This is a genomic window from Pseudomonas sp. S2_H10 (assembly GCF_054668285.1).
Map to the genome: position 1 here is coordinate 3585604 of NZ_CP162754.1, position 17283 is coordinate 3602886.

Consider the following 17283-nt stretch of genomic DNA (forward strand, 5'->3'; position numbering starts at 1 on the left):
CCGAAGGTGCAATGAGATGGGCTCAGGCTTTTTTTCCTCCTGGACATTCTGGGCCCTGTTATCGGCGGCGTTCGCGGCCATGACCGCCATTTTCGCGAAAATCGGCATCGAAAACGTCAATTCCGACTTCGCCACCCTGCTGCGCACGATAGTGGTACTGGTCAGCCTGGCCTTGATTTTGTACGCCACGGGCCAATATCAGTCATTGGGATCGATCTCTGCGAAGAGCTACCTGTTCCTGTTGCTGTCGGGCCTGGCTACCGGTGCGTCGTGGATCTGCTATTTCCGCGCACTCAAGGTCGGGCCGGCGTCACTGGTTGCCCCGGTGGACAAACTCAGCGTGGTGCTGGTGGCCGTTCTTGGCGTTGTCCTGCTGGGTGAAAAACTCGACCTGCGCCAATGGGGCGGAATCGGTCTGATCACGGCCGGAGTCGTCATGCTGGCATTACGTCGCTAGGCAACCGTCCTACAAACCCTATCCACTCATCTGACAGATCAAAGTCAAAAGGCCCTATTGCGCTGACGAAAGCTGAATGAAACCCGTCAGGCAAAAGCCCGAAACACTCTGCCGCTAGCCAGTAACACTTCAGCTGTGCAACATGGCGCGCGTGCCTTCCACAAATGGGAATTCCCTTTATGAAACGTTTTCTTAGCATCGCCATGGCGTTGTGCATCGGCCTGACGATGAGTCTCGACGTCAATGCCGCCAAGCGCTTCGGTGGTGGCAAAAGCGCAGGCGCTGCGCCGACGCACCAGACCAGCCAGATGGCTCCTTCTTCTCCAGGCATGGGCGGCGCTGCGGCGACCGCTGGTGCTGCCGGTGCCGCTGGCGCCGCTGCCAAGGCCGGTGGCGCTTCGCGCTGGCTCGGCCCTCTGGCCGGTATCGCGGCCGGTGGCCTGCTGGCCTCCATGTTCATGGGTGACGGCTTCCAGGGCATGCAGATCTTCGACATCCTGATCATGGCTGTCATTGCGTTCCTGGTCTTCCGCTTTATCGCCGCCCGTCGTCGCAAGCAGCAGGAGCAGTACGCTCCGGCCGGCCACGCGCCGATGCAGCGCGAAGCGTTCGAACAAAAGCCTGCCGGCGGTTCGATCTTCGGTGGTTCGGCTGCGCCTGTTGCCGCTCGCCCGGTGATCAACGCACCCGCCTGGTTCAACGAACAAAACTTCGTCGAAGCGGCGCGCAATCACTTCCAGTCCCTGCAACAGCACTGGGATGCCAACGAAATGGACAAGATCGCCGAGTTCGTGACCCCGCAGATGCTGGAGTTCCTCAAGCGTGAGCGTGCCGATCTGGGCGACGGCTTCCAGTCCACCTACATTGATAACCTCAATGTTCAGCTGGACGGTGTGGACGATCGCGCCGACAAGACCATCGCCACCCTGACCTTCACCGGCTTGTCGAAAACCTCGCGTTTCGACCAGGGCGAAGTCTTCAGCGAAAGCTGGAACATGGAACGCGCACAGGGCGAAAACCAGCCTTGGCTGGTGGCAGGTATCCGCCAGAACGGCTGATCCCGCGCAGAGCTTCATCTGTTGTAAACAAAACCCCGGCCTCGGCCGGGGTTTTCTATTTCGCGGTTGCATCTATAGCAAGCTACTGTATAAACCGCCCCATATAAACCGCGCCAAACAAGCAAGAGGATCCCGGACGTGGAAGAAATCATCGAACAACTGCGTGAAGCCAACGAGCCGGTACCGGTCCCCTTGGAATTGCCTGACGAAGACCTGCTGGTCGAAATCGAAGAACAACTGTTCATCGACATTCCGTTCGTCTTCAGGGAGTTTCTGCTGACCGTCAGCGATGTGGTCTACGGCAGCCTGGAGCCGGTCACCGTGACCGACCCGCAATCCCACACCTACCTGCCCGACGTTGCCGCCAACGCCTGGGACGCCGGTGTCGATCGCAGCATGATTCCGATCTGCCAGGACGGTGACGACTACTATCTGGTAGAAGAAGACGGCACCGTGGTGCTTTGGCAGGCCGAAGAAGAGCTGATCGCCGAAGAAACCTGGGAGTCGGTGTGGCACTGGGCGCGGGACGTCTGGCTGGAAAGCTGATCCAGCCAGTGCCGCAAGGTGGTCAATGCCCGGACGACTCCTTGTGATTATCGAGGGTTTCCAGCAACGCCACCTGCATCCGCGTATGCACACGAATGAACCAGCGCCATAGCAGCGCCGCCACGGCGGCCGCGACCACGGCGATCAGCACCAGCAACTTGTTGGTCGGCAGAATACTGGCCGACAAGGCTGCCAACAGCAGGAAGATCACCAGCAGCGACAGGATCGGGATCACTTCGGCGACCACCCTACGCACTCGCTGCGTGTGCCGCCCGGCCATCTCTGGCTTCACGCCCATTTCCGCCAGCAACATCGACAGTGCTTTGAGCTTGCGGTACGCCGCAATCAAAAAAGGCAGCGACAACAACAGGGCTCCGCCCCAGATCAATGCCTTCTGCCAGCTGGGGTCACTGATCCAGCCTTGCAAGTAGGCCGATATGCGCTCGGCAAAGAACGCACCCGAGAAGAAGATCGCGATCACCAGCGCCAGATTGACGCCGACCTGTAGCAAAATCCTTCTGATCATCGACGCCAGCAACGCCCCCTCACCCTGAGGCTGGATGCTGCGCAACCATTCGCCGTACATCCCCAGCACTCGCCCCAGACGTTCGGGCATGATCTCGCCAAGCTTGATCGACAGGGGATCCGCCGCCCGAATCAGATAGGGCGTCAGTAACGTGGTAATCACCGATACCGCCACGGCAACCGGGTAGAGGAAATTACTGGTGACCTGCAACGTCATGCCCAGCGCCGCGATGATGAAAGAAAATTCGCCAATCTGTGAAAGCCCCATCCCGACTCGCAGCGAGGTGCGTCCGTCATTGCCGGCGATAAAGGCACCAAGGCCGCAGGACAACATCTTGCCGAGCACCACGGCTACGGTGATTACGGCGATTGGCCACGCGTACTGAAGCAGGATCGCCGGATCGAGCATCAGCCCGATGGCCACGAAGAAAATCGCACTGAAAAGATCACGAACCGGTTCAATCAAGCGCTCTATTTTCAGCAGCTGCCTGGACTCGGCCATGATCGCGCCGATCAGGAACGCGCCGAGGACCATGCTGTATTCAAGCTTGACCACCAGCAGGCAGAAGCCGAAGCACAAGCCCAGCACCGTGATCAGCAACATTTCGTTGCTTTCGAACCTGGCCACGTAAGCCAATAGCCGCGGCACCATCAGAATGCCGACGACCAATGCGACGATCATGAACAGCGACAGTTTGCCGACCGTGGAAAATACTTCGCCGGAGCTGACCGTACCGCTGACGGCGATGCTGGACAGCAGCGCGATGATGCCGATGCCCAGGATGTCTTCAACGATCAGCACACCGAATATCAACTGCGCAAACCGCTCGTTCTTCAACTTCAGGTCATTGAGCGCCTTGACGATGATGGTGGTTGAGGAAATCGCCAGGATCGCACCGAGGAACAGTGAATCCATGGTGTTCCAGTCAAACCAGCGACCGATCTCGTAGCCGATCCAGATCATCAGCACGATTTCCAGGAATGCCGCGATGAATGCCGTGGCACCCACCTTGAACAGCTTGCGCAGACTGAACTCAAGGCCCAGGCAGAACATCAGGAAAATCACCCCGAGTTCAGCCAGGGTCTTGATGGTTTGCTCGTCATGGATCAGGCCGAACGGCGGGGTGTGCGGGCCAATGATGAAACCGGCGACAATGTAGCCCAGCACCACCGGTTGTTTCAGGCGATGGAAAACCACGGTCACCACCCCTGCGATCAACATGATCACTGCCAGATCCTGAATGAAACTGATGGCATGCATGGCGAGTGGCTCCCTGATTGAAGTTGCCCGATTCACAGACGCAGGAATACGTCTGATCGAGCCGAACAAAAGTCTGCTTGCGCGTAGGAAATGTCCCTGTGTCCGGGCTTTTGCAGGGTAACACCGCGACTTCGGGCAGAAAGGCGGTGCAATATATGGAAACAGATCGATCCGGCGTGACGGCGACCCGGTACCCGGCGTCCCGATAACTGTTGGTTTGAAAAAACCACCGAGGCACCCGCAGAGGTGCATTCCTCTAACCTGGCCTTGACCCGTGAGAATGCTATGGAACCCGGAAACGCCCAGCTGTCGATGACGGTATTGATGACCCCTGACATGGCCAACTTCTCTGGCAATGTTCACGGTGGCACCCTGCTCAAGTACCTGGACGAAGTGGCCTACGCCTGCGCCAGCCGTTATGCCGGTCGCTATGTGGTTACTCTGTCGGTGGACCAGGTCATTTTCCGTGAGCCGATCCATGTCGGCGAACTGGTCACCTTTCTCGCCTCGGTGAACTACACCGGCAACACCTCCATGGAGGTGGGCATCAAAGTGGTGACCGAGAACATCCGCGAGCGCTCGGTGCGTCACACCAACAGTTGCTTCTTCACCATGGTGGCGGTGGATGACCAGCGCAAGCCCGCCCAGGTGCCACCGCTGCAACCGGACAACAGCGAGAGCAAGCGCCGCTTCATCCAGGCTCAGCAGCGCCGGCAGATTCGTCAGGAGTCGGAAAAGCGCTATCAGGAGATCAAGGGCGACGCCTGACGTGTTCGATCAATAAATCGCCATCGCGGGCAAGCCCGCTCCCACACTGGATCTATGCAACACCGAAGATCAAATGTGGGAGCGGGCTTGCCCGCGATGGGAACAACGCTCAATCAAAGGCTGATCGAGGTCGCCTCGAACCGCACCCGCGGATGGGCAATCCGGTCCTGAGCCCGAACCAGTTCCAATTCGTAGCTGGCACACGCCTGGGTTTCCAGCAGCACTTCATGCACCGCCGAAGCCGTGAACTCGAATGCGGCCACCAGACTGTCACCCAACAGCACGCGCGCCAGGAACAGCCCCGACGTCAGATCGCCCACGCCCACCGGTTGACGTGGAAACGCCAGCAACGGGCGCTGCAAATGCCAGCTGCCTTCGGCCGTCACCAGCAGCATCTCGAAGACCCCTGCCGGTTTACCCGGATAGTCCAGATGCTTGACCAGCACCGCTTTCGGGCCGCGCGCCAGCAAGGCACGCGCCATGGCCAGGCAATCGAACAGTGATTGCGGCTTGCGCCCGGAGAAGCTGTCCAGCTCCAGCTGGTTCGGACACATGAAGTCCGCCACGGCGGCGGCCTCCTCCAGCAGAAAATCACTGACTTCCGCCGGCACACTGCAGCCTTTTTCCGGATGCCCCATGACCGGGTCACACAGGTACAGCGCCTTGGGATTCATCGACTTGATCCGCGCCACCCCCGTCAAGATCGCCCGTCCCTGGGCGGCGCTGCCGAGGTAACCGGAGAGCACCGCATCACAGTTACCCAGCTCGCCAATCGCCGCGATGCCTTCGACCAGCTCCGGTATCTGGTGCGGCGCCAGCACTTCACCGGCCCACTGGCCGTACTGGGTGTGATTGGAGAACTGCACGGTGTTGAGCGGCCAGACATTCACCCCGACCCGTTGCATCGGGAAAACAGCGGCACTGTTGCCGGCGTGACCGAATACCACGTGGGACTGGATAGCGAGCAAATGCGGTGTACGTTTCATGCGGTGGATTTCCGTAAAACGATTGAAATTCTAGCCGCGCAGTATGCGACTAAACGCAGCCTGTACGACAGACCAGCGACACAGTTAAGCTGACACTATCTTGTTGGAGCACCCTGTTGATGCTGACCCTTGGAAATATATTCGTGCTGATGCTGTTCGCCACTGCCGGCGCATGGCTGTGGCACAACCACGGCTTGCGCGAGCGCGCGCTGGAGCGGGTCAAGCAGCATTGCAGCAAGCTCGGGATCGAATTGCTCGACGGCAACGTGGCCTTGAAAAGAATCGCGTTCATCAGGGATGCCGGTGGTCGCCGACGCCTGGCCCGCGTGTACAACTTCGAATTCACCGTGACCGGTGAAACCCGCCACAACGGCACCATCACTCAGTTCGGCGCCCACAGCGCACAGATTGAACTGGCGCCCTACCCGGTCCCGTTCGACGAAACCGAACCGGTGGTCGATGTGGTGAAACCCCGTGCAGAAGTGATCGAACTGAGCCAGTGGCGTCAGGAACACACCAAGTGGCGGCCCTGATGGGTTAACCCGATCCGGATCGGCATGCAGCCAGTTCACTCTGCAACAGGTCTGCATTCTGCGGTTCACTGAAAATCAGCTCGATGCGTGAGTCCTGCCGCCATTCACTGGCCCGCCACTCCAGCACCGAGTTATCCAGCGCATTCGCCGAAACCCACCCTTGGGCACTGTGGATAACCAGCTTCGCCCGCCGCCAGTCCAGGCTTTCAAGCCAGCAGCCAACCCGGGCGGCATCAAACACCTGGCTTGGGTGCCAACGCCATCCGATGCTCCAGCCTCCGTCCTGCTCCTGACTCAAGCAAATGGGCAACGCGGGATCGCTCCAGACCGCCGGCAGCGGCGCCAATCCCTTGGGCACGACAAAGTTATCCACACCCGCCAGCGCTTTGGCATTCAGGCCCGGTAATGCGCTCAAGGGTAAAACCGCCTGTTGCGTCCAGTACAAAGGGGTTGGCGGCAATTGCCCGGCGATTCGCTGGCGACTTTCATCTTCGAGACCTTCAGATTTGTTCAGCAGCAACAATCCTGCATGGCTCAGTGCTTGCTGTTGGGCCTGCGGCAACGGCTTGCCAGCGGCGAGCGCCTGGGCATCCAACACCAGCACACACGGCTGAACAGCCAACACGCCTTGCCACGGCGCTTCGCTCAACTGCCGGAGCAACTGTGCCGGATGCCCCAGCCCCGAGGGTTCGATGAACAGGCGATCCGGTTGCGCCTTGCGCAACAAGCGCCCAAGACCAATCTGAAACGGCGCACCGTTGACGCAACACAAGCAGCCCCCGGCCACTTCACCCAGTGCGATACCATCGGCGTCCCGGGTCAGTAGCGCAGCGTCGAGACCGATCTGGCCAAACTCGTTGATCAACACCGCCCACCGCTCACCGGCCGGGCGCTGGGCCAGCAGGTGCTTGATCAGGCTGGTCTTGCCGGCGCCCAACGGGCCGGCAATCACATGAGTGGGGATATTCTGCAGCATGGTCGATGATTTCTGAGGAGGTAATGAATGCGGTTGATTGGCTTGTCGTTGCTTCTGGCACTCGTTTCGGGCGAGGCGCTGGCCCAGGCTTGTGTGGTTCACAGCCAGGCCGAGCGGCTGGATATCCAGGTTTGCCAGCAGAACCGCACTATCCCGCCAAAACTCTTCGCCGATGGTTTCTGCCAACCGAACCTGGCGGGGCAGAAAGTCGAAGTGCGGTATGTCGATCAATGCCCCGGCGGCTCATTCGGCATTTGCAGCAACGCCCAAGTCGCCAATATGCCCTACCGCCAAGATATTCACTATTACGGCGTTGCCACCGACGCGGCGTATTTGCAGCCGTACTGCGAAGGCCAGAGCCAGGGCACCTGGCTCAAGCCTTGAAGCGCCAGTAGCGGATCAGGCGGCTTCTTCATACCAAGGACCGAATGGATCAGGCAGCAAACGCCAGCCCTCTACACCCAGCGCCATTTCCTCATCAGTCAGCAGGCAGGCGTCCAGTTCGGCCGTGAGTTGCGTGAAGTCGATGTCCTGGCCGATGAACACCAGTTCCTGGCGACAGTCCCCGCTGTCGGCGGCCCAGTTCTTCATGATCCCGGCGGTACTTTCTTCGTCCTGCGGCCATTGGTTTTTCGGTACGAAACGCCACCAGCGTCCGGCAAAACCATAGCGCATCAAGCCACCGGCCTGAGACCAGCTGCCGGCATCCATGTGCTTGCTCGCCAGCCAGAAAAAGCCCTTGGAGCGCAGCAGCTTGCCGTTGTCCCAGGGGCCATCGATGAAGTTGAAGAACCGCTGCGGATGGAACGGCCGGCGGGCCCGGTAAGCGCTGGACGCAATGCCGTACTCTTCGGTTTCGGGCACGTGTTCACCGCGCAGTTCCTGCAACCATCCCGGTGCCTGGGCGGCTTTTTCGAAATCAAAACGACCGGTGTTGAGGATCTTGTCCAAGGGGATTTCGCCCATCGCCATCGGGATGATTTCCGCCCTGGCGTTGAGCCGTTCCAGTATGGCGATCAACTCCTCGCGTTGGTGGCTGCTGATCAAGTCGATCTTGCTGAGCAAAATCACATCGGCGAACTCGACCTGCTCGATCAACAGGTCGGTAATGGAACGCTCGTCGTCATCCCCCAGTGTTTCTCCTCGCGAGGCCAGGCTTTCGGCCGCCTGGTAATCAAGCAGGAAGTTCATGCCATCGACCACCGTGACCATGGTGTCGAGCCGGGCGATGTCGTTGAGGCTCTGGCCGTTTTCATCGCGGAAGGTGAAGGTTTCCGCCACTGGCAGCGGTTCGGAAATGCCCGTGGACTCGATCAGCAGATAGTCGAAGCGCCCCTCTCTGGCGAGTTGACTGACTTCCTCGAGCAAATCTTCACGTAACGTACAGCAAATACACCCGTTACTCATTTCAACCAACCGTTCTTCAGCCCGGTTAAGACTGACATCGCGCTGAACTTCGGTGCCATCGACGTTGATTTCGCTCATATCGTTGACGATGACCGCCACGCGCAAGCCATCGCGATTACGTAGTATGTAATTAAGAAGTGTACTTTTTCCGGCGCCAAGAAAGCCGGAGAGAACGGTCACGGGAAGTCGATTGGACATCTGCATATTCCTCACAGGGATGCCCGGTCACGGTGTCGGGCTTATTTTAATGTTATAATATAACAAAGCTAATAAACCATCCCTTTGCCCGACACAGCAAGGCCACGATGCTGGACGCGTTCCCCCTTCGCGAGAAATCCCATGGGTCCGTGAAAGATGAAGACCTGTTCATGAAAAAGGCATCGTCGATTTGATTGTTATACTATAACATCCTAAATCAACTCCCACGATGGACCTGCTCATGAATGCGCTGACTCTGCCGGATATCGCCGCGCAGGCCTCACGCCAAGCCCTGCCACTGGAGTGGGTGGGCATGTGCGGCATTGCTCTTCCCGTTTTATTTGATGGCCAACGGCTGAATGCAAAGGCCGATGCCGGCGTAAGCCTCGATGATGGCAATGCGCGCGGCATTCACATGTCACGCCTGTATCTGGCGCTTGAATTGTTGGAGCAGGAAAACCTTTCCCCAGCGTTATTGCGGCGGATTCTGCAGCGTTTTCTTGAGAGCCATGAAGGGCTGTCCAGCAGTGCTCACTTAACCATTCACACCGATGTGCTGCTTAAAAGACCGGCGTTGATCAGTCCATTGGCAGGCTGGAAAAGCTATCCGGTGAGCATTGAAGCGCGCTTGAAAAACGCGATGTTCCACGTGGAACTAAAAATTGAGGTGCCTTACTCCTCAACCTGTCCATGTTCCGCGGCCCTTTCTCGCCAGTTGATTCAGCAGCAATTCGTCGACGATTTCGCCAACAAGTCACTGCAACACGCTGACGTTTTAGCCTGGCTCGGCTCGACCAAGGGCATCGTCGCCACACCTCACAGCCAACGCAGCAGCGCGAAGTTGCGCGTACGGCTGGCTGATTTTCTGGATGAGCTGCCTCTGATCGCAGTCATCAATGACGCCGAAGCCGCACTCGGCACAGCCGTTCAAACAGCGGTAAAACGCGCCGACGAGCAAGCCTTCGCCTTGGCCAATGGTCAGAACCTGATGTTCTGCGAAGACGCCGCACGCCGTTTGAATCTGGCCCTGCAGCGCTCCACGGGCATCAGCGCCTTCCACATTCGTGTCATTCACGCCGAAAGCCTGCACGCCCACGACGCCGTCGCCGAGAGCCGACTCAACTGGGAGGTCGCATGATCGCTTGCCATGCTTTGCGCTGGGGCGCACCGGGACAGCCACTCACGCCAGCGCTGGACTGCGAACTGCCGAGGGGTAGCCTGACGGCCATCATCGGGGCGAACGGCGCCGGCAAAAGCAGCCTGTTGAAAGTCATCGCCGGCTTGCAAAAACCCTTGGCCGGGAAGGTGCGTCTAGGTGCTCCGCACCGGGGCGGAGTGTCGTTCCTGCCTCAGCAACAACATCTGGACCGGCAGTTTCCAATCAGTCTTCAGGCACTGGTCGCTGCCGGTTTCTGGGGCAGTAAACAAACTCCGGAAGTCCGCAGGCAGCGACTGCAAGCCGTCCTCGAAAACTGGCGCCTGAACGGCCTGGAAGATCGACCCTTGATGGCCCTCTCCGGCGGTGAATTGCAACGCGCCCTGCTCGCCCGCTTGAGCCTGACCGAAGCGCCTTTGCTGTTGCTCGACGAACCCCACGCGGCTCTCGATGAACTCGGCCAGGCGTTGCTTTGGAAGCACATGGACCAATGGCATCTCGAAGGCCGAACACTGGTGGTGGTTTGTCATGACCTCGCCGCTGTCCGCGAACACATTCCACACACGCTGCTGATCAAAAGCAGCGGTTGTGTATTCGGCCCAAGCGCCGAACTGATCCGCCAACAACCCCGATCGCAGGTGGCCTGATGATCGCTGCCGCGCATCTCTGGCAACCGTTCCAAGAGTTCGTTTTCATGCGTCGGGCGCTGTTCGGTGGCCTGGTCCTGGCGTGCAGTACGGCGCCCCTTGGGGTGTTTCTGATCCTCAGACGCATGAGCCTGATCGGCGATGCAGTGGCCCACGGCATCCTCCCAGGTGCGGCTCTGGGCTTCTGGTTTGCTGGCTTGAGTCTCCCGGCACTGACCATCGGCGGCCTCGGTGCCGGCCTGAGCATGGCGGGCCTCGCGGCCTGGATTACCCGACGCACCGGCCTGCGAGAGGACGCCAGCCTCGCGGCGATCTACCCGATTTCCCTGGCCTGTGGCGTACTGATTCTCGGCATCGCCGGCAAGCGCCTGGACCTGTTGCACCTGCTGTTTGGCTCGGCGCTGGCAGTCGACGGCCCCACCTTGACCGGCATGCTTTGGGTCTCGGGCCTGAGCCTGATTGCCATGGCACTGATCTACAGGCCCCTGCTGCTCGACACCCTCGATCCGTTATTTCTACAAACCGTCAGCCGACTCGGGCCACTGGCCCACGGCGTGTTCCTGACACTGGTGGTGTTGAACCTGGTCATCGGTTTCCAGGCGATCGGCGCGTTGATGGTCGTCGGTCTGATGATGCTGCCTGCCGCCGCGGCGCGTTTCTGGAGTCGTCGCCTGCCGGTACTGATCGCCGTCGCCGCCCTGCTCGGCAGCCTCTCGGTATGGCTCGGGTTGCTGATCTCGTTCCATTACTCGCTGCCCAGTGGCCCGGCAATTGTCCTGGTGGCAGGCGGCGGATATCTGTTGTCCGTGGTGTTCGGGCCGGTGCACGGCTTGCTGCGCCGCCCGCCTTTGCTCACATCCCAATGAGGTGTTACCCGATGCGCGCTTTACTCGTGTTGTTCAGTTTGTTGGTATCAATGTCGCTGTCTGCCGCCGAAAAACTTCAGGTGGTCACCAGCTTCAGCATCCTTGCCGACATGACCCGCCAGGTCGGCAAGGATCACATCCAGATCACCAATATGGTCGGCCCGGACGCGGATGCCCATACCTACGAGCCGACACCGGACGACGCCAAGGCGCTGCTCAGAGCCAGGCTCATCATCAAGAACGGCTTGGGTTTCGAACCCTGGCTGGATCGCCTGGTGACCAGTACCGAGACCAAAGCGCCAGTCATCAGCGCAAGCCGCGGCGTCATTCCGCGCAGCCTGGATGAAGACGGCGAGACCGTTCCCGACCCGCATGCCTGGCATAACCTGGCGAACACCGAGTTGTACATCGCCAACATCACCAGGGCGCTGATCGCGGCGGACCCGGCGAACAGCGCCGACTATGAGCGCAACAGCCAGGCGTACCTGAAACAGGTCCATGCCCTGCTCGCCGAAGCCAAGGCCAAGCTCGGTTCATTGCCACCGGGCAATCGCAAGATCGTAACCTCCCATGACGCCTTCGGTTATCTCGGCCAGGCCTATGGCATCGAGTTCATGGCGCCTCAAGGCCTGTCCACCGAACGCGAACCTTCCGCCGCCGAAGTGGCTGCATTGATCACCCAGATTCGTCAGGCCAGGGTCAAGGCGGTGTTCATGGAAAACATCAAGGACGCCCGACTGCTCAAGCAGATTGCAGACGAAAGCGGCGCGCAGATCGGCGGCACGCTGTACTCCGATGCCCTGGCGGCCAGCGGTCCGGCCAGCACCTTCACCGGGTTGTTCGAGTACAACCTCAACACCCTGTACAACGCGTTGAGGCAGCCATGATCCGCAAGAATCCTTCCGGAGATCTACCGCGGATTGCCGAGTCGGCCTACGTCGACAAGACGGCAATCATCTGCGGCAAAGTGGTGATCGGCGAGAACGTGTTCGTCGGGCCATACGCCGTGATTCGCGCTGATGAAGTCGATGCCTCCGGCGACATGCAGCCGATCACCATTGGTGCCAACTCGAACATCCAGGACGGTGTGGTGGTCCACTCCAAATCCGGTGCGGCGGTGACCATCGGCGAATTCAGTTCCATCGCCCACCGCTCGATCGTGCATGGCCCCTGCACCGTGGGCAATCGGGTGTTCATCGGTTTCAACAGCGTGCTGTTCAACTGCGTGGTCGGTGACGGTTGCGTGGTGCGGCACAACTCTGTGGTCGACGGTCGTGACCTGCCTGAGGCCTTCTACGTGCCCTCCACCACGCGGATCGGCCCCAACACCGACCTCTCGCAATACCCGCCGGTGAGCGTCAGTGCATCGGAGTTTTCCGAAGACGTGGCGCGCACCAACGTCGACCTGGTGCGCGGCTACAAAGCCCTGCAAAACGAGTTCTGACGCTGGCTCGACAAACGCCTTAATGTTCGCCCCTGCGGTTTATGCGATAACGCTCGTTAGATGCACCTGAGTACGCCGACCATGATCCAGATCACCCTGCCCGATGGTTCATTGCGTGAGTACGACCAGCCGCTGTCCGTGCACGAGTTGGCCGCCAGCATCGGCCCCGAATTGGCCAGCGCTGCGGTAGCGGGCCGGGTCAATGGGGTCCTGGTGGACTGCGAATACATGATCGAGGCAAATGCCCGGGTCAGCATTGTCACCCCCCGGGAGCCGGACGGCCTGGAGATCCTGCGCCGCTCCTGCGCATTGATGCTGGCCATGGCGGTCAAGCAACTTCACCCCCATGCGCAAATGCGCGCAGGCAGGGAGTTGGGTGACGGTTTTTTTTACGAGTTTGCAGTCGAGCGACCGTTGACCCCGGCGGACCTGCCCCTCATCCAAGCGCGCATGCAGTCACTGGCAGCGACCAATCACTCGATCCGTCGTCGACCCCATCGCGAAGAGATTCCGCTGTACCGCCTGGGGGACAGCGAATACCAGAGCCATGGACCGCACGTCCCCACCACCAGAGTCTTGCAGGCGTTCGCCCTCGATCACATCAGCGGCACGTTGCAACAACGGATCTACGGCACATGTTGGTCCAGCCATCAGGAGCTGCAACACTGGAGCCTTCCACCCCACGTAGTCGTCGTGAGCATGGATGACCGCCAGGCGACTTATGCCCAAGCGGTGACCGAATCTTTGCGCCGAAAAGGCGTGCGCGCCAAGGCCGACCTGCGTAACGAAAAAGTCCGCTACAAGATTCGCCAGCACAGCCGTAGCGTGCCGTACCTGGTGGTGGTCGGCGAAAAAGAACAGGCTGGTGGATTTGTCAGTGTACGCAGTCGCACGGGGGAGGATTTTGGCCGGATGGCCGTCGAGGCGGCGTGTGAATGGTTGAGTCAGCCGGGGATCCAGGGCGGCTGAATGGACGCTTTCGCGAGCAGGCTCGCTCCCACAGGGAACACACAATCAATGTGGGAGCGAGCCTGCTCCGGGCGGCGATCCGACGAAGCTTTTAGGCTCTCGGCTTCACAGTGCCGCAATCCTGCCCCAGCCAGACGGCGCGGGATTCGAGGCTGCCCTTCTGCTGAATGCCGGTGGCGTTGAACGTGCCGTTGACCTTGGTGGTGAATTCGCGATCACTGAGGAATGTCGCCACACCCGCACCTTGGGCTTTCGGGCAGCTGAAGCGGAATTTCCACTGATTACCGGAGCGGTCGGTGATTTCCTGTTTGCAGCCCGACTGCGGATCGGTCAGGGGAATGTTGTCGGTCTTGACCTGCTCCGGAGTCAGGCACGCCCGGATCCCTTTGCCGCCCATGGTGATGCCCTGTTTTTCCAGCATTGCTCGCTGCTCAGGGGTCATCTGGCTCTGGAGCTGACCGAGGATCAACTGCAGGTCCGGCATGTTCTGCTCGTCGACCTTCATGTTGCTCGTGGTCAACTCCCACAATCCTGGTTGCAGCATTTGCGCGTGAGCCGCCACAGGAAGTGCCAACCCAAGTGCCATGGCCAAACCCAGCAGACGAACGTTCATCGAGTAACTCCTGATCAGTAGTGGCCGTTAGACGTCAGCCGCGAGCTTCGGTTCATGGGCCAATTAATTAGCGACATTCTGCACGGAACATGGTCTGTTAAGCACTGAATCTTCAGGAGCAAGGCAGCCCCCCATGGATTATTTCGGACCGCATATTTTCGGTTATACCATCGCCCTCTTGCACTCGCTGGGCATGATCGCGGCCATCCACGCCGTGTTGACCGTTCGTACCGCCCAAGGCGCGATCGCCTGGGCCCTGTCGCTGTTCTTCATCCCTTACCTCACGCTGATCCCCTACCTGGTGTTCGGCCGCAGCACGTTCGACGGCTACATCAAGGCCCGTCGACAGGCCAACGAGGAAATGCGCAAGGCGATCTCCGAACTCAACTGGCGACCCTGGGTGGAAGAAGCACTCACCGCCCGCGCCTCCTCGGCGTACGACTCACTCAGAGCGATGCCCAAGCTCGGACACATGCCGTGCCTGGCCAACAACGAGATGCGCTTGTTGATCAACGGCCAAGCGACGTTCGAGGCCATTTTCGAGGCCATCAGCCAGGCGAAAGAAGCGGTATTGGTCCAGTTTTTCATCGTTCACGACGACCGCCTCGGCCAACGCCTGCAAACACTGCTATTGAAGAAAGCCGCCGAAGGCGTGGCGATTTACCTGTTGTATGACCGAATCGGCAGCCACTCCCTGCCCCACGCCTATGTGCAGGCGCTGCGTGATGGCGGGGTCGAGGTCAAAGCCTTCGCCACCCGCAGTGGCTGGCTCAATCGCTTCCAGGTGAACTTTCGCAACCACCGCAAGATTGTCGTGGTGGACGGCATTCTCGGGTTCGTCGGCGGGCACAACGTCGGAGACGAATACATGGGCGAGAAACCGCCCCTGGCCCCTTGGCGCGATACCCACGTGCAAGTGCGCGGGCCGGTGGTGGCCTGTATGCAGGAGTCTTTCGCCGAAGACTGGTTCTGGGTGGCTCGCGCACTGCCGCCGCTGATCCTGCCCGAGGTCTACCCGGAAGACGGTGTGTTGTGCCAGTTGCTCGCCAGCGGGCCGGCAGATGCCTACGAAACCTGTTCGCTGTTTTTTGTCGAAGCCATCCACGCGGCGACCGAGCGGGTCTGGATTACCAGCCCGTATTTCATCCCAGACGAAGCCGTGTTCGCGGCCCTGCGCCTGGCGGTCCTGCGCGGAGTGGACGTGCGCCTGCTGCTGCCGTCGCGCCCCGATCACCGAATCGTCTACGCCGCCTCTAGCCTCTACGCCTTCGAAGCGGTGCGCGCCGGTGTGCGGGTGTTCCGTTACGAACCCGGGTTCCTGCACCAGAAAGTGGTATTGATCGACAGCGAAATCAGCGCCATCGGCAGCGCCAACCTGGACAACCGCTCGTTCCGCCTGAATTTCGAAGTGATGTTGCTGACCGTCGACAGCGCCTTTGCCGCCGAGGTGGAACAGATGCTCAACGATGACTTTGCCAACGCCCACGAAATCGCCAAGGAAGAAGGCCGGGAAACCCGCCGCGTCCAACAGGTCGGCATGCGGGTCGCCCGGCTTATTTCACCGATTCTTTAAAGGTAGATATCGTCCCGGGTCCATGGCAGTTCATGACTGCCATCGGCGTGGGCCTTCACCGCGAGTATCTGGTGCAGGTTGATCCAGCCGCGGGCAAACGCGTAGGCGCAACCGGCCAGGTACAGCCGCCAGATGCGCAGGACTTGTTCCGGTACCAGTTTGGAGGCCGCTTCGAGGTTGTCTTCCAGGCGTTCGCTCCAGTGATCGAGCGTGCGAGCGTAGTGCAGGCGCAAACTCTCGACGTCGACGATTTCCAGCCCGACCTCACTGATCTCGGCAGAGATCATCGACAGGTGCGGCAGTTCGCCGTTGGGGAACACATATTTCTCGATGAAATCACCCGCACCGCGTCCTACCGGACGGCCATCGGTGAATTTGGCGGTGATCCCGTGGTTCATCACCAGGCCGCCCTCTTTCACCGCACCGAACAGGGTCTTGCAGTACTCGGCAAGATTGGCGTGGCCGACGTGTTCGAACATGCCGACGCTGACGACCTTATCGAATCGGCCATCCTGCGGCAGATCTCGATAGTCGAGCAGTTGCAGTTCGACCAAGTCCTCCAGGCCCTCCGCTTTTACGCGTTCCCGGGCCAGGGCCAACTGCTCCTTGCTGAGGGTGATACCAAACACTTTCGCGCCAAACTCCCGCGCCGCAAAACGAGCCAATCCACCCCAACCGCAACCCACATCCAGCAGATATTCGCCGGGCTGCAGGCGCAGCTTGCGGCACAAATGACGGAACTTGGCTTGCTGGGCCTGCTCCAGACTTTCGCTGCCGGTCTCGAAGTAAGCGCAGGAATAGGCCATGTCGCTATCGAGCCACAGCTGATAGAACTCGTTGGACAGGTCGTAGTGGTAGGAAATCGCCTTGGCATCCATCTCTTTATCGTGGGCGCTGCGAACAGGCTGACTGTCGTCGTCTTCATTCAGCAACGCCTGGCTCCATTCATCACAGACGCGGATCACGTCGCTGATGGAGCCTTCAAGTTCCAGTTTGCCTTCGACAAATGCAGCGCCGAGGGCATCCAGGCTTGGATGGGTAAACTGGGTGACCATTTGTGGGTCCTTGACCACAATCGTGACGCTGGGCGTCGGTCCCAGATTGAATTCATGGCCGTCCCAGAGTCTCAGGCGAAGCGGTAATTGCAGATTCTGTAAGGCCGGTGGTAGTTGCGCGAGCATGGATAACCCCCTTGTTTCAGACGTCTGAACAGAGGGTAGACCATCTTTGAAAAATAGCTGGCTATCGAATTAATAGCCATTTTCAATGATTCGCGACGCCAGGGCCGGCCGCCGCGAAC

The 17283-nt window shown here is 59.8% G+C and carries 19 protein-coding genes; 13 read left to right on the forward strand and 6 right to left on the reverse strand.

Going from position 1 to position 17283, the window contains the following annotated elements:
• Positions 1 to 16 precede the first annotated feature (16 nt).
• From AB4O16_RS16080 to AB4O16_RS16090, 3 genes are all read left to right on the forward strand, one after another.
• Entirely contained in the window at positions 17 to 457 is a 441-nt protein-coding gene (locus AB4O16_RS16080; protein WP_160388618.1) for an EamA family transporter, read from the forward strand.
• 179 nt (positions 458 to 636) lie between these two features.
• Positions 637 to 1515, forward strand: a complete 879-nt coding sequence (locus AB4O16_RS16085) for a Tim44 domain-containing protein (RefSeq protein WP_150716607.1) — start codon at positions 637 to 639, stop codon at positions 1513 to 1515.
• 138 nt (positions 1516 to 1653) lie between these two features.
• Positions 1654 to 2061: an SMI1/KNR4 family protein gene (locus AB4O16_RS16090; protein WP_077430996.1), complete on the forward strand. Its 408-nt coding sequence runs from the start codon at positions 1654 to 1656 to the stop codon at positions 2059 to 2061.
• A 22-nt stretch (positions 2062 to 2083) separates the two neighbouring features.
• Here the strand turns inward: AB4O16_RS16090 and AB4O16_RS16095 are convergent, their stop codons facing one another.
• The gene (locus AB4O16_RS16095; protein ID WP_160388617.1) at positions 2084 to 3847 is read right to left on the reverse strand and encodes a cation:proton antiporter; all 1764 of its coding nucleotides are present in this window, start codon (positions 3845 to 3847) and stop codon (positions 2084 to 2086) included.
• Positions 3848 to 4132: 285 nt separating this feature from the next.
• Between AB4O16_RS16095 and AB4O16_RS16100 the strand changes: the two genes are divergently transcribed.
• Positions 4133 to 4615 (forward strand): acyl-CoA thioesterase, encoded by a 483-nt coding sequence (locus tag AB4O16_RS16100; protein WP_160388616.1) that lies wholly within the window; start codon positions 4133 to 4135, stop codon positions 4613 to 4615.
• A 113-nt stretch (positions 4616 to 4728) separates the two neighbouring features.
• On the opposite strand, the gene pdxY is transcribed toward AB4O16_RS16100, so the two are convergent.
• Positions 4729 to 5601 (reverse strand): pyridoxal kinase PdxY, encoded by an 873-nt coding sequence (pdxY, locus tag AB4O16_RS16105; protein ID WP_160388615.1) that lies wholly within the window; start codon positions 5599 to 5601, stop codon positions 4729 to 4731.
• Positions 5602 to 5720: 119 nt separating this feature from the next.
• Between pdxY and AB4O16_RS16110 the strand changes: the two genes are divergently transcribed.
• Positions 5721 to 6134: a DUF3301 domain-containing protein gene (locus tag AB4O16_RS16110; protein WP_160388614.1), complete on the forward strand. Its 414-nt coding sequence runs from the start codon at positions 5721 to 5723 to the stop codon at positions 6132 to 6134.
• Between the two features lie 4 nt (positions 6135 to 6138).
• On the opposite strand, the gene AB4O16_RS16115 is transcribed toward AB4O16_RS16110, so the two are convergent.
• On the reverse strand, positions 6139 to 7110 hold the full coding sequence (locus AB4O16_RS16115; RefSeq protein ID WP_160388613.1) for a CobW family GTP-binding protein: 972 nt from the start codon (positions 7108 to 7110) through the stop codon (positions 6139 to 6141).
• A 27-nt stretch (positions 7111 to 7137) separates the two neighbouring features.
• On the opposite strand from AB4O16_RS16115, the gene AB4O16_RS16120 reads away from it, so the two are divergent.
• Entirely contained in the window at positions 7138 to 7494 is a 357-nt protein-coding gene (locus AB4O16_RS16120) for an NADH:ubiquinone oxidoreductase (protein ID WP_460155303.1), read from the forward strand.
• Between the two features lie 15 nt (positions 7495 to 7509).
• Here AB4O16_RS16120 and zigA read toward each other — a convergent pair whose 3' ends face one another.
• Positions 7510 to 8715, reverse strand: a complete 1206-nt coding sequence (zigA, locus tag AB4O16_RS16125; RefSeq protein ID WP_160388611.1) for a zinc metallochaperone GTPase ZigA — start codon at positions 8713 to 8715, stop codon at positions 7510 to 7512.
• 241 nt (positions 8716 to 8956) lie between these two features.
• On the opposite strand from zigA, the gene folE2 reads away from it, so the two are divergent.
• The 6 genes from folE2 to AB4O16_RS16155 all read left to right on the forward strand — a co-directional run bounded on the left by folE2 (position 8957) and on the right by AB4O16_RS16155 (position 13797).
• On the forward strand, positions 8957 to 9853 hold the full coding sequence (gene folE2, locus AB4O16_RS16130; protein ID WP_160388610.1) for a GTP cyclohydrolase FolE2: 897 nt from the start codon (positions 8957 to 8959) through the stop codon (positions 9851 to 9853).
• Positions 9850 to 10518, forward strand: coding sequence for a metal ABC transporter ATP-binding protein (locus tag AB4O16_RS16135; protein WP_160388609.1), 669 nt, complete (start codon positions 9850 to 9852; stop codon positions 10516 to 10518). The genes folE2 and AB4O16_RS16135 overlap by 4 nt, the downstream gene beginning before the upstream one ends.
• Complete coding sequence (locus AB4O16_RS16140; protein ID WP_160388608.1) at positions 10518 to 11384, forward strand: metal ABC transporter permease; 867 nt, start codon at positions 10518 to 10520, stop codon at positions 11382 to 11384. Before AB4O16_RS16135 ends, AB4O16_RS16140 begins: the two co-directional genes overlap by 1 nt.
• Before the next feature lie 11 nt (positions 11385 to 11395).
• The gene (locus tag AB4O16_RS16145; RefSeq protein WP_160388607.1) at positions 11396 to 12271 is read left to right on the forward strand and encodes a metal ABC transporter substrate-binding protein; all 876 of its coding nucleotides are present in this window, start codon (positions 11396 to 11398) and stop codon (positions 12269 to 12271) included.
• Entirely contained in the window at positions 12268 to 12828 is a 561-nt protein-coding gene (locus tag AB4O16_RS16150; protein WP_160388606.1) for a gamma carbonic anhydrase family protein, read from the forward strand. Before AB4O16_RS16145 ends, AB4O16_RS16150 begins: the two co-directional genes overlap by 4 nt.
• 81 nt (positions 12829 to 12909) lie before the next feature.
• Positions 12910 to 13797, forward strand: a complete 888-nt coding sequence (locus AB4O16_RS16155) for a His/Gly/Thr/Pro-type tRNA ligase C-terminal domain-containing protein (RefSeq protein ID WP_160388674.1) — start codon at positions 12910 to 12912, stop codon at positions 13795 to 13797.
• A 91-nt stretch (positions 13798 to 13888) separates the two neighbouring features.
• Here the strand turns inward: AB4O16_RS16155 and AB4O16_RS16160 are convergent, their stop codons facing one another.
• On the reverse strand, positions 13889 to 14410 hold the full coding sequence (locus AB4O16_RS16160; RefSeq protein WP_103396008.1) for a DUF3617 domain-containing protein: 522 nt from the start codon (positions 14408 to 14410) through the stop codon (positions 13889 to 13891).
• A gap of 133 nt (positions 14411 to 14543) precedes the next feature.
• On the opposite strand from AB4O16_RS16160, the gene cls reads away from it, so the two are divergent.
• The gene (gene cls / locus AB4O16_RS16165; protein ID WP_160388605.1) at positions 14544 to 15983 is read left to right on the forward strand and encodes a cardiolipin synthase; all 1440 of its coding nucleotides are present in this window, start codon (positions 14544 to 14546) and stop codon (positions 15981 to 15983) included.
• Here the strand turns inward: cls and cfaB are convergent.
• Complete coding sequence (gene cfaB / locus AB4O16_RS16170; protein ID WP_460155304.1) at positions 15980 to 17164, reverse strand: C17 cyclopropane fatty acid synthase CfaB; 1185 nt, start codon at positions 17162 to 17164, stop codon at positions 15980 to 15982. The genes cls and cfaB overlap by 4 nt on opposite strands.
• Between the last annotated feature and the right edge of the window lie 119 nt (positions 17165 to 17283).

What these genes read in the sequence shown, in the direction of transcription:
- AB4O16_RS16080 (WP_160388618.1), top strand. Translation starts at nt 17, where the DNA reads ATGGGCTCAGGCTTTTTTTCCTCCTGGACATTCTGGGCCCTGTTATCG.
- AB4O16_RS16085 (WP_150716607.1), top strand. Translation starts at nt 637, where the DNA reads ATGAAACGTTTTCTTAGCATCGCCATGGCGTTGTGCATCGGCCTGACG.
- AB4O16_RS16095 (WP_160388617.1), bottom strand. Translation starts at nt 3,847, where the DNA reads ATGCATGCCATCAGTTTCATTCAGGATCTGGCAGTGATCATGTTGATC.
- AB4O16_RS16100 (WP_160388616.1), top strand. Translation starts at nt 4,133, where the DNA reads ATGGAACCCGGAAACGCCCAGCTGTCGATGACGGTATTGATGACCCCT.
- pdxY (WP_160388615.1), bottom strand. Translation starts at nt 5,601, where the DNA reads ATGAAACGTACACCGCATTTGCTCGCTATCCAGTCCCACGTGGTATTC.
- AB4O16_RS16110 (WP_160388614.1), top strand. Translation starts at nt 5,721, where the DNA reads ATGCTGACCCTTGGAAATATATTCGTGCTGATGCTGTTCGCCACTGCC.
- AB4O16_RS16115 (WP_160388613.1), bottom strand. Translation starts at nt 7,110, where the DNA reads ATGCTGCAGAATATCCCCACTCATGTGATTGCCGGCCCGTTGGGCGCC.
- AB4O16_RS16120 (WP_460155303.1), top strand. Translation starts at nt 7,138, where the DNA reads ATGCGGTTGATTGGCTTGTCGTTGCTTCTGGCACTCGTTTCGGGCGAG.
- zigA (WP_160388611.1), bottom strand. Translation starts at nt 8,715, where the DNA reads ATGTCCAATCGACTTCCCGTGACCGTTCTCTCCGGCTTTCTTGGCGCC.
- folE2 (WP_160388610.1), top strand. Translation starts at nt 8,957, where the DNA reads ATGAATGCGCTGACTCTGCCGGATATCGCCGCGCAGGCCTCACGCCAA.
- AB4O16_RS16135 (WP_160388609.1), top strand. Translation starts at nt 9,850, where the DNA reads ATGATCGCTTGCCATGCTTTGCGCTGGGGCGCACCGGGACAGCCACTC.
- AB4O16_RS16140 (WP_160388608.1), top strand. Translation starts at nt 10,518, where the DNA reads ATGATCGCTGCCGCGCATCTCTGGCAACCGTTCCAAGAGTTCGTTTTC.
- AB4O16_RS16145 (WP_160388607.1), top strand. Translation starts at nt 11,396, where the DNA reads ATGCGCGCTTTACTCGTGTTGTTCAGTTTGTTGGTATCAATGTCGCTG.
- AB4O16_RS16150 (WP_160388606.1), top strand. Translation starts at nt 12,268, where the DNA reads ATGATCCGCAAGAATCCTTCCGGAGATCTACCGCGGATTGCCGAGTCG.
- AB4O16_RS16155 (WP_160388674.1), top strand. Translation starts at nt 12,910, where the DNA reads ATGATCCAGATCACCCTGCCCGATGGTTCATTGCGTGAGTACGACCAG.
- AB4O16_RS16160 (WP_103396008.1), bottom strand. Translation starts at nt 14,410, where the DNA reads ATGAACGTTCGTCTGCTGGGTTTGGCCATGGCACTTGGGTTGGCACTT.
- cls (WP_160388605.1), top strand. Translation starts at nt 14,544, where the DNA reads ATGGATTATTTCGGACCGCATATTTTCGGTTATACCATCGCCCTCTTG.
- cfaB (WP_460155304.1), bottom strand. Translation starts at nt 17,164, where the DNA reads ATGCTCGCGCAACTACCACCGGCCTTACAGAATCTGCAATTACCGCTT.